This window comes from Neochlamydia sp. AcF84 (genome assembly GCF_011087585.1).
GTDB lineage: Bacteria > Chlamydiota > Chlamydiia > Chlamydiales > Parachlamydiaceae > Neochlamydia.
The window spans coordinates 49,373-65,263 of record NZ_VJOT01000063.1; the positions used below are offsets into that span (position 1 = coordinate 49,373).

The 15,891-nt window shown below is 36.1% G+C and carries 11 protein-coding genes; 5 read left to right on the forward strand and 6 right to left on the reverse strand.

Annotated elements, in window-relative coordinates:
* Positions 1-354 precede the first annotated feature (354 nt).
* The gene (locus NEOC84_RS07425) at positions 355-4,416 is read right to left on the reverse strand and encodes a hypothetical protein (RefSeq protein WP_166157461.1); all 4,062 of its coding nucleotides are present in this window, start codon (positions 4,414-4,416) and stop codon (positions 355-357) included.
* Positions 4,417-4,897: 481 nt separating this feature from the next.
* Between NEOC84_RS07425 and NEOC84_RS07430 the strand changes: the two genes are divergently transcribed.
* Both NEOC84_RS07430 and NEOC84_RS07435 read left to right on the forward strand, forming a co-directional pair.
* On the forward strand, positions 4,898-5,842 hold the full coding sequence (locus tag NEOC84_RS07430; RefSeq protein WP_166157464.1) for a cation diffusion facilitator family transporter: 945 nt from the start codon (positions 4,898-4,900) through the stop codon (positions 5,840-5,842).
* Complete coding sequence (locus NEOC84_RS07435; RefSeq protein ID WP_166157467.1) at positions 5,842-6,366, forward strand: DUF2937 family protein; 525 nt, start codon at positions 5,842-5,844, stop codon at positions 6,364-6,366. The genes NEOC84_RS07430 and NEOC84_RS07435 overlap by 1 nt, the downstream gene beginning before the upstream one ends.
* 91 nt (positions 6,367-6,457) lie before the next feature.
* On the opposite strand, the gene NEOC84_RS07440 is transcribed toward NEOC84_RS07435, so the two are convergent.
* The 3 genes from NEOC84_RS07440 to NEOC84_RS07450 all read right to left on the reverse strand — a co-directional run bounded on the left by NEOC84_RS07440 (position 6,458) and on the right by NEOC84_RS07450 (position 10,350).
* Positions 6,458-7,402: a hypothetical protein gene (locus tag NEOC84_RS07440; RefSeq protein ID WP_166157470.1), complete on the reverse strand. Its 945-nt coding sequence runs from the start codon at positions 7,400-7,402 to the stop codon at positions 6,458-6,460.
* Positions 7,403-7,614: 212 nt separating this feature from the next.
* Complete coding sequence (locus tag NEOC84_RS07445; protein WP_166157473.1) at positions 7,615-10,149, reverse strand: hypothetical protein; 2,535 nt, start codon at positions 10,147-10,149, stop codon at positions 7,615-7,617.
* A 9-nt stretch (positions 10,150-10,158) separates the two neighbouring features.
* Positions 10,159-10,350: a hypothetical protein gene (locus NEOC84_RS07450; protein WP_166157476.1), complete on the reverse strand. Its 192-nt coding sequence runs from the start codon at positions 10,348-10,350 to the stop codon at positions 10,159-10,161.
* Positions 10,351-10,810: 460 nt separating this feature from the next.
* On the opposite strand from NEOC84_RS07450, the gene NEOC84_RS07455 reads away from it, so the two are divergent.
* Positions 10,811-11,308: a DoxX family protein gene (locus NEOC84_RS07455; RefSeq protein WP_166157479.1), complete on the forward strand. Its 498-nt coding sequence runs from the start codon at positions 10,811-10,813 to the stop codon at positions 11,306-11,308.
* A 175-nt stretch (positions 11,309-11,483) separates the two neighbouring features.
* On the opposite strand, the gene NEOC84_RS07460 is transcribed toward NEOC84_RS07455, so the two are convergent.
* The gene (locus NEOC84_RS07460) at positions 11,484-12,473 is read right to left on the reverse strand and encodes a M48 family metallopeptidase (RefSeq protein ID WP_207391828.1); all 990 of its coding nucleotides are present in this window, start codon (positions 12,471-12,473) and stop codon (positions 11,484-11,486) included.
* A 74-nt stretch (positions 12,474-12,547) separates the two neighbouring features.
* Positions 12,548-13,147 (reverse strand): LemA family protein, encoded by a 600-nt coding sequence (locus tag NEOC84_RS07465; RefSeq protein WP_166157482.1) that lies wholly within the window; start codon positions 13,145-13,147, stop codon positions 12,548-12,550.
* Between the two features lie 331 nt (positions 13,148-13,478).
* Between NEOC84_RS07465 and NEOC84_RS07470 the strand changes: the two genes are divergently transcribed.
* A complete protein-coding gene (locus NEOC84_RS07470) occupies positions 13,479-14,093 on the forward strand; it encodes a DedA family protein (RefSeq protein WP_166157485.1) in 615 nt (204 codons plus the stop codon).
* Positions 14,094-15,154: 1,061 nt separating this feature from the next.
* Positions 15,155-15,805, forward strand: a complete 651-nt coding sequence (locus NEOC84_RS07475) for an ISAs1 family transposase (protein WP_166157488.1) — start codon at positions 15,155-15,157, stop codon at positions 15,803-15,805.
* Positions 15,806-15,891 lie beyond the last annotated feature (86 nt).

Here is a 15,891-nt window from a genome sequence, read left to right on the forward strand (position 1 = left end):
CTCTTTACCGGAAATAGATGGTAGGGCATGTGGGTTATCTGCATTCATGGCTTTACAATAGCAAATCTAGCATGCCAAAAGGACTTAATATTTTATTGATGACTCTTTTTGTAAGATCTATACGTCTGAGCTATTACATCTATCGATGATTAGATTGATGGCGTTGAGAAAGTAAAAGAGGAATTTTAAAATATCCCCTTATAAATTTGAGAGAACGCCATACAATCATTCTTAGATGCTTAGCGCCCCCTTACCAAAAATTCTATTATTCTAAAAGGTGGTCAAGAATTACGGTTTGGGAGAGAAAAGAAATTATAAATATTTTTGCGTACATTTTTTTAAAGGTACTTTAACCTAAAAGGGCAATAAATTACGCAACAAAGACGAAGCTTTTTCTTCTACCTTATGCAAAGGATGGCTAGAAGAACTGGAATTAGGGGGTAATGTCTCGTCCGAACTCAGCGTTCCATTTGCTGTAGTCCATGGAAGAGGATGAGTCGTAGGAGCAGGAGCTTTTTCCTCTTTTAAGCCACCTGCAGCAATATGCAGCGCAGTGCCAATTAACCTTCCTTCAGGTCCTCGATTAGCAGCTACTAAAGCCGCAATCTTTGCTGTTGCTCTTTTTGTATCGATAGAAGCATGGTTAATTTTGCCTTTAAAAGGGATGTGTAACATGTAATCTTCTTTCAAACCGGTGATGTTAAAGCCGTTAATTAAAGATTGAGCCGTCAGGCCAATTGTCATATCCACGCGGTGCTTATCCAGATTTACACTTCCCCAGGTAGCGATAGGGTATGTATTCATAATTAACATATCCATACGCTGGAACAGCATCTTCCCTGCCTGCATATTTATGTATAAAGGTGTAAACCACACGCAGATATTATCGCTTTTAGTCGTGTTAAACAGACTTAGAATAGAACCTAATTGCCCCTCTTTCTTAAAACGTACTTTTCCAAGTTCTAAAGAGGCAGAGCCTACTTTAACCGCTTTAATATCGAAGTTTTTGATGGGTAAGCTAAATCCTGCTGCCTTAATATTAATATTAAGAGGATTATCCGACCCAATTAATCCTTTAGTTAAAGGAAAAATATCTTCTAATATATATTTACCTAATTCGGGGGTGAGAGCTACCTGGGTGTGAAAATCTTGGTTAAGGGTTAAAATACCCTTTTTTAAGGTTGCATCTAAAGCAATGCTTCCTCTTTTTCCATTTAAATTAGCAATGATGGGCCCATGTAAACGATCAATCTCGATACGTACATCAGCGTTTACCTCATCGCCTAAAATGGCCGAAATGCGTTGAGGTAAAAGATTTCCTACACTTGCAAATTGAGTTAAAGCTTTGACAGGAAACTGCTTACATTGAGCCTTAAGCGACATGGTTAAATTATCCGTGTTTAACTTACCAGAGGGGGTAAATAAATGAGTCATTTGACCCATGACTGAAAAGGGAAGAGAGGAATGATCGGATACCACGCCATGTTCTCCTTTCAAAGAAAAAGCAATGCTTTGGGCTAGCTGCTGGCTTTTAACTTTTCCTTGAATGTTTTTAATCCAGACATGGCTAGGAGTGCTTTTATCGTCAATATTTAGATGATCCACGTAGATGTGAGAATTGATACTTGCGTTTAACCAATGAGGATGATCGTTAGCCTGCAAGGGAAAGGCAAGGGAATTTATATCCAATAAAATTGTGGAGGAATCGGTTAAAATAACGTGTGGTGATCTTTTATTTGGATTTAGCATGCGTTGCCGAATGATCTGAAAGCGCTCGGGAGTTAAGGTAAATTGAGCGGTACATGGGGAGCTGCTCTCAGCTATAATCATTCCCTCTTGAATTTTGAAATCTCCTTGTCCTTTAGTTCCTTTGCCACTCCATGCTAACTGCATATGGCCTTCTGGCTGATTAAATTTGGAGAGATCAATCAAAGCATCCATATTAAACGATTTTCCTATAAGGATGCTCAAATCCTGATATCCACTAATTTTTTCTAGAAGAATGACAGGAAAGTTAACAAGTTTAAGCTTGCTTTGTAGCTGCATTTTAGAAAAATTTAATTGGCCTCCCTCTCCCCAGTTACTTAGGCGGATTAAGCCATTTATCGAGCCCTCCTCGTGGGCACCATATAAGTTAGTTAGACCTTCGATTTGCAGGTGAATGCTATTATCAACCTCCTTAACTTCCCACGGTAGGGACAAATGGTGAAGAGCGCCTGCATTTTCGGACAGTTTGAGCTGATCAATTTTGATAAAACCTTTAAAATTTGAAGATGTTAAGTCCAGGAAGTTGATGCCCTTTTTGTCTACCTCCATGCTTATATAAATTTTTGAAGGCTCCTTTAGGGAGGTAGTGTTAAGGCTTAAAGCCTTTAGAGCCTTAGGTGTCAAGGTGTAGCTAATCGTAGCAGGGGAAGTAAGAAAAAGTTTTTCAAAATTTTCTAAGCGTCCGCTAAATTGGGCTTGCCCTAAAGAACTGTTAATTTCTGCTTTAAGTTCTTCTATCATTACTCCTGCAGGCTTATTTTCTATGTCAGCAATTAATTGCAGATCAGCCTCCGTACCCAGCAAATGCTTTAAAGACAGATTATTAGGGGCAGGAGCCAATTTAGCTGTAAAAGTTGTTCTACTTCTCCCTAACAGCTTTCCTTCCAGTTCTCCCTGAACGTGGGTAACTTCAAGCAGCCCTTCATTGTTAAAGCTAATAAGATTAATTTGCGGGATACTGATCTGAGCAGCAAGAGTTGCTTTTCTCAATCCTTCAATATCAAGCGTAGGTATTTCTATTTTTTTTAGGATAACTTCTATGGGTACCAAGCCTTGAGATTTTATAGAATACTTATGAAGGCCCCATTTATTTAATAATGAAGAGGAAAGTTGATAATTAATCCTGGTAGGCTCCATTAAGGTTAGATGAGGTGAGAAGTTTAAGTAGATAGTATCCATGTCAAGGGTGTCAGAAGTAAATTTAAGAGCAAGAAGAGGGAAGTCTTTATAAGAAAAATTAATTTGCGCATCAAAAGTCTGACCTAAAGTGTCTACAAGTAAATGACGATGACTACTCATCTCTTCCACAAGTAAAAGCGGAAGCCCTTTAAGATCCAATGACATTTCTGCATTTTTTAACAAGCTAGCAATTTTAGGCTTAAAAATCTTATTTAGCTGACCCTTGAAATTCATCTGAGTAAGAGAATGATTTCTTAGAATTTGGCTATTAATGTTAAGGATGATTTTACTGCTTTTATCTAATGCATCAAGCATCAGATTAAATTTTTTCAAAGAAATATTTCCTATTGGTTGTGAGAACGACAGATCAGCTTGATCGATTACTAACTTTGCTTGCATATAGGAATTGATAACATCAATGTAGTTCTTACTTTTTTTTCCAGAAGCAACCACCAATTCCATGGCATTTAGATTAAAATGTCCTTTAGTAGCGTGTTTGAGCTGAAATTTATGATGCTCAGAAACGAACTGGTTAATAAGATTTACAAAATGAGGCTGTAAATTAATTTCAATAGAATCCGATTCTTTTACAAGGATGCGATCATCTTTTAATAAGCCACTTATCATGCCTTGCACCCAAGGTGATTTAATATCTAACTTCAAAGCAATTCCCTCTGGATTGCTAGATTGGTGAAGTTGCAAGTTTAATGTTTCTCCTAACAAGGCCGTTAATAGGCCACGATAGCGAGGATCTAAAAGGGTTATTGTTTCATCCAATACACCCACGGGGAAGTCTCTTGCCTCGAGGTGCAATTGAATAGCTTCTATAGGCTGAGAATTGAAAGGCTGGGAAATAGCAAATTTAGAGCTGTTTTTCTGATGATTTATTGAAGTTTGGAGATTAAAAAAACCCTCTTGCTGGTCTCTAACAGTATGTCCCCTTATATAAATATAATTATCTTTATCTTTTTCAAGTGAAGTAGATAGGGACATGTCTTTCAATGAAATTGCTGATGATTGTTTCTTGAAGGATATGTTAGGGGAATTCTTAGCTTGCAGGGCATAATGAATGTTTGTATGGCCTTCAGGATATTGAATAATTTCTGCATTAAGCCTACTAAACTCGAAATTTCCATTTTTTCCCTGATTATAAAGTAGCTTCCAAAGAGGAGTTTTTGCAACAGCTCTATCTAATGACCCAATTTTTTGCTCTTCCTTATTGAAAAGGAAAGTATGTGTTAATGTTTGCTCCCCAAACCAGCTAAGCGTTAAATGTTGGAAAGTTATTTTTCCTGCAATCTGGGAATTGATTAGTCTTTCTAGCTCTTTATTCCCCCACTTGGTGGAAAGAATAGAGGGTAAAAAAATTATACCCATTAAAACGGCTAAGAGAGTCGTGATTAAAGTCCGCCAAATGATAGTAAAGCTCTTTCGGAGTAAAGAGGGGGGAGAGGAATCATGATTAACCATTTAAATGGCTCCATTTTAAAGGCTTACGATTAAATATTACTTTATATTATAGTAGCGCTTAAAACTATTTCTGTAAAGGGAGTAAATTGTAATAAAGCATTTCAGAAATTAGGCTAAATAAAAAATAAACAGCATACCCTCTCTTCATTTATCTGGCATGTTAGCAGATGAAGTAGTCTTAAATAAGTAAATATAAAAAGCTTTATCTTGACAATCTAATCAGCCCAAGAGCAATCTATGCTTACAAATCTAGTAAGCCCTGCCATGCAATTGACTTGCGCGGAAAAACAAAAGTTAATGAGTTAGCTTACAGCTTAGGAGATGATTTGAAAGGCTTTAGCCTATTATCTCATCCGATAATCAGCGTTAGTAAGCTAATTTATCCGCCTTTAGGGGCGAGAAGTACTTTTGATAATCCCATTGCAGAGAGAAGGAATATAATTCTTTATCGTTTATCCTCCATTCTTTATATTTTAAGTTTATGAGCCATTATCCTGATCCTGTTAAACTTCCTTCCTATGTATCCATAGCTCGTCGCGAGCGTAATCGTCAGCTTATCCTTTCTGCTAAAAGAGGGGTTTATATACGTTTACTTATTATCTGGGCTGAAAGCATGGGAGCATGGGCTTTTGGCAGTTCTGCTTTAACACTTGATGCTATCTCAAGTTTTGTAGATGTTTTTTTTAGTATTTCTTTAATTTATTTTATAAAATTTGCTGAGCGACCTCCAGATAAGAACCATCCCTTTGGACATGGGCGCTTCGAGCCTTTGGTAGGAATGCAAATTGGCATAGTCATAGTCTTTATTGGCTTGTTGGCCTTCTTTCAACAGTTTTTTCACCTTTTTGTAGATAACAACGAGTTACAGGCTGTAACAGCTCATGCATGGATAATTCCTGCCCTGGCTGTTGTTTTATTGGAAATTTGCTATCGATTGGTGATAAATACAGCTAAAAAGCAAAACAGTCCTGCTTTAGCCGCTGATGCCTTGCATTATCGTTTGGATGGCATCACGAGTGCTATAGCAGCCCTGGCCTTAATTTTAGGAAGTTATTATCCTGCTTTAAGTGCTTTAACTGATCATTTAGGAGCTCAAGCTATCGCAGGCTTTATGATAGGTATAGGAGTATATGCAGCAAAAAATAATCTTTATCAGCTCATTGATAAAATTCCTGCTAAAGAATATTTTGATAAGGTAAGGTTTGCTGCCTTAAGCGTGAAAGGAGTGAAAGAAACAGAAAAAATACGCATTCAACAGTATGGGCCGGATGCTCATATTAATATTGATATTGAAGTCGATCCTCATATGTCTGTAACGTTAGCTCATCAAATTACTCAAAATGTGCGTGCTGAGATTCAAAAAGCTTGGCCGGCGGTCAGGGATGTCACCGTCCATGTAGAGCCTTATTATCCAGGGGATCATTAGTGCTTAAGGGCTTAGTAGGTCTAATCGATCGATTGTTTGCTGTCATGGGTGCTTTAGCTTTTTCTCAATTTCCTTTATTTATCCAACAATACCAACAGAATTTATTAGGGCATGTTGAAGAATTGAAAATTCAGCTGCAGGCAATGCAAAGCGCCGCTTCGGTTACAGGAAAATCTTTACAGCAGTATATTGCTAAATTCTTGAATAGCACAGATGCGGATTTCCAGCTGCAAGGTACTTTAATGAATAATATGCTTGAACGTTACTATACACTCAATGACAGCTTTCAAGCATTGCAGCAAGCTTCTATCTATTTTAAGCCTTTTTTATTTATAGAGTATGGTGATTGGAAAATTGCCAAATTAACATGGCAATCTTATAAAATAGGCATTTCCTTTACCTCTGAAGGAGCTATCTACGCAGGAATAGGAGTGATTGTGGGCGTGGCTATTTATGGGCTTTTAAGCAAGCTTATCAAAGGCGTATGGGGATATTACTATAAAGCTGAGGAAAAAGCAGTGTAAAAGTAATTTACTAAGCTAGATGATAACGAAAACAATTCAGGTTTTATTTTTGGAAGCATTTGCTAGAAGTATTTTTACTTAAGTCTTTGTCTTATAAAGGCTGTGAAAAGGAGTGGTTGCTATTTTCTTTCTTTTTTATAAGATTTTCCGGCGTATCAACTTCTTGGAAGCTCCAACGGATAAGCCTTTCAGTAATAGAGCTTGAAGCTTCAAATATTTCTTTTTCAGTATCGCCTGGAGCTAGGTAGATGACCTGAGGCTCAGCAGAGCCCCAATAATAAAAACGCGTTAAAGCTTGCAATCTGGGGTCATGGGGATATAACTTTACCGTTAAGCTTTGAAGAAGTTTGCCCATTTTACGAAAATTCTTTAACATAAAGTTAAATTTATCAATGTATACATTTCTATCTATATCGCGGATAGGTTCTTTTTCGTTTCTAGTATTCATGTCTATCAAGGTGTCCATAAGAAGGCTTTCGATGATCTCTTTTTTAATTTCGTTGAAAGTGTTGATATAAATATTCAATTTTTCTTGTTGGCTAGATAAGCTTAATTCTTTATTTCCAATTTCTTCTAGTTCAATTCTATTGCATAAGGTACTAATTTTGTTACTAAAATGCAATAATAAGTCTCCGCCGGAGGTCTCATGCTCTTTTTTAAATCTATTTGTAACGGGTGAGGATAAAAGCAAATGATAAAGTGTATTAATAGTGGTACATTCTTGGCTTAACTGGGCGTTTTGTGTCTTATATTTATCATTTACTATTTTAAGGGTTTTATATTTATTCTCTAATTTTTCATTTTTTGATCTATAATTTTCTTTTTCCTGTTCTAAATCACAATATTTTTTATTTAACCTTTTATTTTCCATATTTAATTCGTTAAATTCTCTAACCAAATTGATTATTTTTTGATTAATAGCATCGCGTCCACTGGCCGAAATAGAAGAAATAGGTGAGAGATTGGAGGAATGAGCTTCTGGCGTGGAAGGCTGGATAGATGAGCTCGTTGAACACGGAGATGATAAAGGATTCATAAAATCAACCTTGTAAAAAAATATGTAAACAAATTTCTTATAGCGACTATAAATTTATTTATTACAGATAAATATTTTTAAGAGAAAGTAATTTTTGCGCGTTATTTCATAAAAGACAGAAGGATAGACAGATAGATATTTGAGGAGGAGTTGAGAGAATTAACAATTTTAAAAACATAAATTTTTTAGGCAAATACAGAAGAAAAAGCTTTTTATAAGTTTTTTTCCTCACATAAGTGATTCCAAAAATCTCTCATCGGGGGAGACAAAAACTGCCAAAGCTTTTTTAAAGGTACAGGCCATTTATGATGATGTTCAGTATCCACAAAAGCAATTCTATTATCTTTAGTGATGGGCATGTTAAAATTATAAGGGGAGTCATTAAGTCCTAGCTCCTGAAGGAGGATATAAATCCAAGAAAGAGTATGTTGATTAATTATAGGACTTTTCCACATTTTATTATTTTCTTTTCCAGAGTAAATATCAATTTCGTTTTCTATAACGATAAAATTTTTTCTTTGTAGATTAGTTTGTTTTGAAGGATAGGGAGCCTCCGGTAAAGGGTATATCCATTTAGTTGGAACTACAAAGAGGTGATTAATATGGTGCCGATTCAACGCCTCTTGGATAGAAATAGCGCCTGTGACACGGGCATAACAACGCTGCCAATCATTAATTTCCATTTGATCATCTCCAAAAAATTTAAAGATGAAACCAGGAATATTCTTATTTCTTGTTACAATGGTTTTACTAAAACGCATAGGAGTGGGCTGCATGAATCCTGCCTTTTGCAAGGTCTCTTTATTTTGAGTCACCCGCTTACTAAAGAGACGATCTAGTCGAGGCTTAATTGGGTGATTCTCAGGTAAGAAAAAAGGTTGTAAATGTAGCCAAATGCTTGGCTCTATATGAGAAGGTTGGACATAATAGTTAGGATAGAGGGAAGGAGCATTTGCACTTTTGAAAATAGGCGGATGAAAAGGCACTGCTAGATGGACATAGGGGGGCGGAAACTCTATTCTTCTAGCTTCTTCTTGTAATGAATAGCTTGGGATTTGAAGTACGGTACGGGGAATAGTTAATTCATAATCATACACCCGAATAAGAGGTGAAGGTGTAGAGTATTGTCCTTCTCTTTCGGCGATAATGCGATAAAAGGCATAATCGGACCCAATTTTTATGGAACACTTGGATGTAGAGATTATCCAATTATTGACTTCATCAAATAACTGTTGATCATGATCCAGCCAATTAAACTGCTGGTGCGTGTAGAGAGAGGGGATGAAATCTAATGCATTGGAGGCAAAAATATGATATTGCGTATCTGAAAATTCGGAGGGTTCCCAACTAATCTCATATTCTTTTTCACCTGTCTTTTTAAACAGGGGATGAGCAATAGGTTTAGGCTTATCCACAGTAAATTTAAAGGGTGTCGACCATTCGCTCCAACAGCTATCTTGTAAAGTTTTAACACGAAAATAGTAGTTTGTGTGGGAGTTAAAAAAAGTCTCAGTTAGCTTATCAACAATCACTCTATTTTTAAAATCCTCTATGCCTTGAAAGTTAGGAATAAGATAATCAAAATTGGCATCCGTAGATATTTGCCACCATATTTTTTCCGTGGGGCTACTAAGCGAAGATAAATCAAAGTAAGGAGAGGTATGATCAAAGTGCGCGCTAGAGTTGACAATGCAAACATTGGGACTTTTCTTCAATTCTAAATCATAACGGACGGTTAGCAAGGTGGTGCCCACATCTTTCTTTGTTCCTATGTCCACTACATTTGATCCAAGAGTCCATAGATGTTTTTCGCAATTTTGCCCCACAAGCGTAAGGGTTCCGGTAGGGTCCTTGGCTCTTATCTCTACAGTCCATATAGGGACTTCAAAATCATATGTACTTTGAGGAGCTATAATTTTCTTCTGGTTTTCAAGTATAATCTCTTCAGGAGTATGATTGATAAGCTGGACGATAGGATAAGCAGAGGTAAGATACACGATAGAAGAAGATAAAGTACGTTCTGCTAAAATTACAGTTTGTTCTACAAAGCCATTAGGATAAAAAGTAAGCGTTTCTTGGGGATATAAAGTAGATGACTTGTTTGTCCATTGCATGCTCGGCTTAACATCTTGCGGTTCAAAGCCATCAAATTCTTTAGGAAAGATATCTAAATGAGCAAAATTCCTACTTGATGTTGAGAAATCAAACGAGCTTTCAAGATCCGAAGCTTTTGTTCTTAGTACTAAAAAAGGGTCATCTGCCACCTCTTCATAACCTGCAAGCGTATGATTGTCTAAGGCAAGATAGCCTAATTGGCGCTCTTGGTCTATAAGATGCCATTGATTATCAAAGTAAAATTCTTGTAAATGACGCGTATTAGAGGGCACCTTTCTAGACGGCAAGTTTATACTGCACCCCAATAAAGAAGAGTAAGCTTCATTTTCTGCTATCTTTAACTGGTGCTTTTGCCACCATCCCCACAAACTTTCTTTTTTTTCAAGCTGTTGTATTCCTATCTGTTTTTGTTCTTCTCTATCCATATTAACGGACAAAAATAGATCGGAGATAACTTCCGAAGAAATGTTTTTCAAGCTATAATTATGCACTATTAAGTGTTGCTGAGGCTGAGTGGGCTCAATGTTTAAGTATGTTTTCGACGCTATGTCAAAGGTGCATGAAGTTTCTATTGCCAATAGGGATAAAGAATTGCACAAGAGGAAAGTGCAGCTAATGAATGACTTTAACATTTTTTAGACCTACTTTTTTAAGGCTAATAATAGACAACGTAGCATGATATAGGATAACCAAACAAGCGCTGCTAACATAATAGCTGCTGCAAAACTTTGCTTTGCCTCGAATGTCTCGCGATAGAAAAGAATAAAACTAAAAAATAGCGCTGCTATCGCTATAGCAAGGCTGATTCGATCTATAATTTTGGAGGGACGCATAAAAATTTTGCCTTTAACTGTTAATTTGTCTTAATAAAGCAGGCTTTTAAATTTACTTCAATTTTTTTCTAAAAAGATTATTTTAGAGGGAGTTCCCCTTAAGAAATGCGCCCTGTTATAGACAAAAGTTCCTAGGATAGAGAGTGCAAAATGGTGTTGCATGTAGTAGTCTTATAGGCGAGGGAAGATACAACTTAAAGTTTCTTTGGGAAGAAAAGCATGAAAAAGAAATTTTTTCTAGCCTTAGAAATAAAAGTCTCCTCTTAATTTGTAGGCTTCCTTTTTCTATAGGGGAGTAGGATTAAAGTGAGAAGAAATTAAGGGCTGGGCACAAAAGTTAATAAAAATGCTATTATCTTCTTTAATTTATCTCGATATTCGGTAAAATCATTATTTTTTTGGAGTAGTTATAAGCAACAGATTTTGTTAGCTATTTTGAGCAAACAGTAAGACGCCATGCATGGCAAAACAAATAACCTTTTACCGCGAGTTAATGATGAAAAATTTATTTTTAAAAGATTTTTATTTAAAATTTAATAAAGCTGCGGCTACTTCGCAGTCGTTATTTTTGCTAGCCCTACGTATATATTTTGGCTGGTCATTTTTTTGGTCTGGGCTAGGGAAACTTCAAAACATCTATGGTACTGCTGAGGCTTTTGCTAGCTTAGGTATCTTTTATCCTCTCTTCAATGCTTACGCTGCTAGTCTAATTGAATTAGTGGGAGGAGCTTGCCTATTATTAGGGTTAGGAGCAAGATTAGCAGCTTTTGCTCTGTCTATAGTAATGCTTGTTGCTCTTTACACTGCTCATTATGATGCTTTGTTAAATGCTTATAGTGCACCTGAGCAGCTTCTTACCCAGCTTGCATTTATTTATTTGTGTGCGAGTCTGGTTGTTTTTGCTTTTGGCCCGGGTAGAGCTTCAGTAGATTATTTGATAGAAAAAAATTGTAAGTAGAGAAAGTTTAGAAAAAAGGGGATAAATTTAAAGAATACCAATTTCCCTACGTTTAAGGGAACATTTGGCTGCTTTAAATGATGCCCCGCAAGTAACAAGAGAAGCAAGAATTTACTTAATAAGCGGGGGAGCTTCTAAAAAAAGCCATTTTAATAAAGTTTATCTTCTATAAATTTTAATGCTGTAGAATTTTATCTTGGCGCCATTCTATAGGCATATATTCTCCTCCTTCAAGGGCCACTATTCTTTTTCTTATAGGGGGATGAGTAGAGAATAGATTGGTCAAGCTGATTCTATCATTAAAATATAGGTGAGAATAAGCCATTCCTTTTAAAGGCATATCTTCATCCGCTGCTTTTTCAATTTTTATAAGGGCTTGAATAATACCCGCGGAATTCCTTGCAAATTGTACAGCACAAGCATCTGCTAAATATTCACGCTCACGGCTTACCGCTGCTTTTAAAATAGAGCCCATAATCCAGGTTAAAGCTCCTGCCAAAAATATAATAAGGGCTGCAATAATTACCGGACTATTTTCTTTTTTTTTTCTTCTTTCTTTAGAGTGAGAAGCAAATTGAAGGATTCGCATTCCAATATATAAAGCATAAAAGAAGCCCATTATCATAGCAGCAAGGCGCATGCTAATCTTTATATCACCATTATAAATATGGCCAAATTCATGCGCAATGACCCCTTGTAGTTCTTCTCGATTAAGTTTATCTAGTGATCCTTTGGTAACAGCGATGACTGCATCTCCCGGTGTTAAGCCTGCTGTAAAAGCATTGATAGCGTCTGTGGGCACTAGGTATACAGGGGGGACAGGCAACGAAGAAGCTAGAGCTATTTCTTGCACAATATTTAACAGCTGTTGTTCTTTCAGATTACTTGCGGGGCCATCTATAAGCCGAGCCCCTAAGGAGCGAGCTACGTAGGCGCCTCCCTGTGACTTATAATGGCTATATTCTAACAAGGCGATACCACAAGTGATAATTAAGAAGGCCAAACCGAGTAAAGGGAGGGGAGGATGATAACTATCTTTAGCTAAATTGCGCATCATATATTCAACTAATACGGAAATTAAAAGCGTGAGCGCTAAAAAAAGACCTAAATATAGTCTTGTTTTTGAACGCGCTTTTTTCTGAGCTTCCCAAAAGTTTATAGCCATAAAAACTACATCCTCATCCTTTATTTGCTTTTAGCATAGATTGGCAAACTTAAAGTAAATTTAATTTTTCTTGTCTACGAAGAAAAAGAAACCTTTACAGCTTTTTTAGATTCTTCAGACTCTGCTTCATATAGCTCAGCAGGCTGGTGACCTAAAGATTTAGCGATAAGAGCTGCGGGAAACTTTTGCTGAATATTATTATAAGCTAATACCTGATCGTTATAAGCTTGCCTAGCAAAAGCAACTTTATTTTCTGTTGTACTCAGTTCTTCTTGTAGGTTATGCATGGTGTTGCTAGCTTTAAGTTGAGGATAATTTTCTGCCAAAGCATAAATGTTTCCTAGACCTGCTTTAAGGCTGGCCTCAGTGCTCATTAATTCTTTGATGGCTTGGTGGGACGGTAATCCAGTTTTTTTTATTTGTTCTCTTATTGCAGCTGCCTGGCTCCTGGCTTCGATAACAGCTTCTAAGGTCGACTTTTCATATTCCATATAGCCTTTTACTGTCTCTACTAAATTGGGTATTAAATCATAGCGACGCTGTAGTTGGACATCGATTTGGCTCCAGGCATTTTTCACCTGATTGCGCGTTTCTATGAGTCTATTATAAATTCCTATTAACGAGAGCGCTACAACAGCAAGAACCGTGATAATAATACCAATAGTTATCAGCATAGGTTTACTCCTTTATAATATTTTTATTTAAAATAAATGTTATAGTGTAGCAATTGTTTCTTCTTTTAGAGAGCAGTAACTAGCTTACATTCATAAGCTACTTATAATAAAGAAAGCAAGATAATTGTCTCTTCACTCTTTAAGATAGCTTAAAAGTTAAGTTTTAAAGCTTCTACTTATATATAAAAAAGAGAGGAAAAAAATTTGTTTTTCTCCCCAGGAGGCCTTAATTTTGCTTTTTATAGGTCTATTTAGCATTACACTTTGGTAAAAAAGTTAATTTTAGCTAAGCTGATATCCCATACACAATACACACCACCATTGCAAGCTTATGGAATATTTAAACGATACCTTTTCTCTATGGTTATTACAATATGGAAGCATGGCTCTTTTCTTCTTGCTAGCACTTGGAATTGTTGCTCTTCCGATTCCTGATGAAACGCTTATGGTTATCTCAGGGGTTATGATTCATCAAGGGCATTTGTATACAATTCCTACTCTTATGGCAGCGTATCTAGGTTCTATGTGTGGCATTACCTTAAGCTATATGTTAGGAAAAACAGCAGGTCATTTTATTATTAAAAAGTATGGTAAGTGGATTGGTATCAATGAAGCGCGCTTAAAGAAAGCACATGATTGGTATGAATATCTTGGGAAATGGACTCTTACATTTGGATATTTTATCCCGGGAGTGAGGCATCTTACTGGCGTTCTCGCGGGGATGACAGAACTCACTTATACAAGCTTTGCTCTTTTTGCGTATAGCGGGGCTTTTTTATGGGCTACAGTTTTTCTTGCGATTGGTTATTTTTTCGGCCCCTACTGGTCTTGTATTCTCTGCTTCTTAGATGAACATCCCTTAGAATTGATTATAGCTGGAATATCTATTCTACTAATTATATGGCTAAGTAAGCGTTACGATAAGAGCAAAACAGTGACCCAATGATTTTTTAGCTCTGTATTTACAGTAGAATACAAACTTTTGCTTAAAAGTAATTGTCATACTTTTTTTGAAAAGCTGTTGTTATTTAGAATTTAATTTCTTTTGGAAGCGACATTTGGGAAGTAACGGGGCAAGAAAAAGTGTGTGGCTATTTTTTTAAATAATTATTTGTATAGAATCTCTTTTAAATTTCTGCTCATATCTTATTGTCAGCTGTTCTCGCCTGTTTATATTAACATCCCCATAGCTGTTAAAATTTAGACTCCTTTAAAAAGATATGCCTTCATTGACAATAACTGCGTGCTTTTAAGATGGTTTGGATCTGTTTTTGAAAGTTTGTTATATTTAAGGGCTCGATTGCAGGCTTAAATTACAGGCAAACAGTAAATAATATACCTTTATAATACTTAGTCTGCATAGCCAACCCTCTGTAATATGCTTCTCTACTTAGTACGAGGGATTTTATAAAGTACGCGGATGTATAAGAAGTGCTTTAAAAGCGTATAATTTTAAAGTTATGGATGCAATCTCGAAATAAAGGCATTAAGGGAGGCCTTATGAAAAAACTAAATTTAATTCTTATAGCTTTAGGTGTTATTTGCTTTACATGCCTATCAGCAAGCGGTTTGTGTGCTATTCCTTGAAAGGAGTTAAATAATGCTTTAAACAAAGGAAATACTAATATAAAAAATTTAAAAATGCGGTTAAAGATAAATATAATGATGCTATAGAAAAGGGGAGAGAAAAATGGGATGAAGCAAAAGTAAAAAATAAAATTAAGGATACTAAGAAAAAAGCTAAAAGTAATACAGTAAAAACTCAAGATAATTGTGAGAAAAAGGTAAATGATACAAAAATTTAAGGATCATAATTATAACTGGGCAAGCTTCATTTTTTGAAAACTTGCCTTAATTCATATTTATATAGTTCATTATTTTTTCTCTCATTTATGGAATACTCTCACTGGACAATCAGTTTGCTTATTCAGGGCGTTTTGATGAGAAAGATTTGACAAATGCTATATAAATCTAGAATCATCTTCTTTTTAAAAGAAGGAGGTAACAATGGCCAGAAGAAAAACCACTGATAAAAATTTTGCTGATTTGCAAGAAGAGATTGATTTAGAGAGATTTAGAGAAAGCGTAAGATCTAACTTTGCAGATTTTCCAGATCCTCGTATAAGCAAGCGATGTATTTATCCTATATGGTATTTGTTTTTGATTACACTTTCTGGGTATCTAGCAGGATGTAATACCGTGGCTGAGATTGCTCATTTTGCAGAAATAAGAGCCAGCTGGTTTGCTGATCTAATAGGATTAAAGGTAGCTGCACCCTCTTATGATACCCTCTGGTGGTTTCTTGCTAGGGTCCATCCACAAGCATTTAAGGAATTGATTAATCGCTGGCTGCAAGGCTTACCGCAAGAAATGAAAGATCAGCTCTTGGTGATAGATGGAAAGCGGCTAAAAGGCGTTTCAGATAATAAGAATATTGCGCATATTGTCGAGATATTTGCTGCCGAAGGACGCTTAGTAATTGCTCAAGAGAAGGTAGCTGAAAAAGCTAGTGAAACCCAAGCAGTGCCCGCCTTGCTGGAGGCTATGGATGTCAGTGGAGCAATTGTATCAATGGATGCATTGTATGCCCATATGGATATTATTGATGAGGTTTTGAACAAAGGAGCTGACTATATAGTCCAACATGATTTACCCTAAAAAACTCCATCATTGCATCAATTTTAAAAAGAAAAAATGTAAATTTCCTTTTAATGGTAAGCTAAAAAAGTAGAAATCCAAAAATT

Excerpts from the sequence above, each read along its gene's own strand:
- NEOC84_RS07430 (WP_166157464.1), top strand. The coding sequence starts at position 4,898 with ATGAGCCATTATCCTGATCCTGTTAAACTTCCTTCCTATGTATCCATA.
- NEOC84_RS07465 (WP_166157482.1), bottom strand. The coding sequence starts at position 13,147 with ATGCTGATAACTATTGGTATTATTATCACGGTTCTTGCTGTTGTAGCG.
- NEOC84_RS07445 (WP_166157473.1), bottom strand. The coding sequence starts at position 10,149 with ATGTTAAAGTCATTCATTAGCTGCACTTTCCTCTTGTGCAATTCTTTA.
- NEOC84_RS07440 (WP_166157470.1), bottom strand. The coding sequence starts at position 7,402 with ATGAATCCTTTATCATCTCCGTGTTCAACGAGCTCATCTATCCAGCCT.
- NEOC84_RS07455 (WP_166157479.1), top strand. The coding sequence starts at position 10,811 with ATGGCAAAACAAATAACCTTTTACCGCGAGTTAATGATGAAAAATTTA.
- NEOC84_RS07475 (WP_166157488.1), top strand. The coding sequence starts at position 15,155 with ATGGCCAGAAGAAAAACCACTGATAAAAATTTTGCTGATTTGCAAGAA.
- NEOC84_RS07425 (WP_166157461.1), bottom strand. The coding sequence starts at position 4,416 with ATGGTTAATCATGATTCCTCTCCCCCCTCTTTACTCCGAAAGAGCTTT.
- NEOC84_RS07460 (WP_207391828.1), bottom strand. The coding sequence starts at position 12,473 with ATGGCTATAAACTTTTGGGAAGCTCAGAAAAAAGCGCGTTCAAAAACA.
- NEOC84_RS07450 (WP_166157476.1), bottom strand. The coding sequence starts at position 10,350 with ATGCGTCCCTCCAAAATTATAGATCGAATCAGCCTTGCTATAGCGATA.
- NEOC84_RS07470 (WP_166157485.1), top strand. The coding sequence starts at position 13,479 with ATGGAATATTTAAACGATACCTTTTCTCTATGGTTATTACAATATGGA.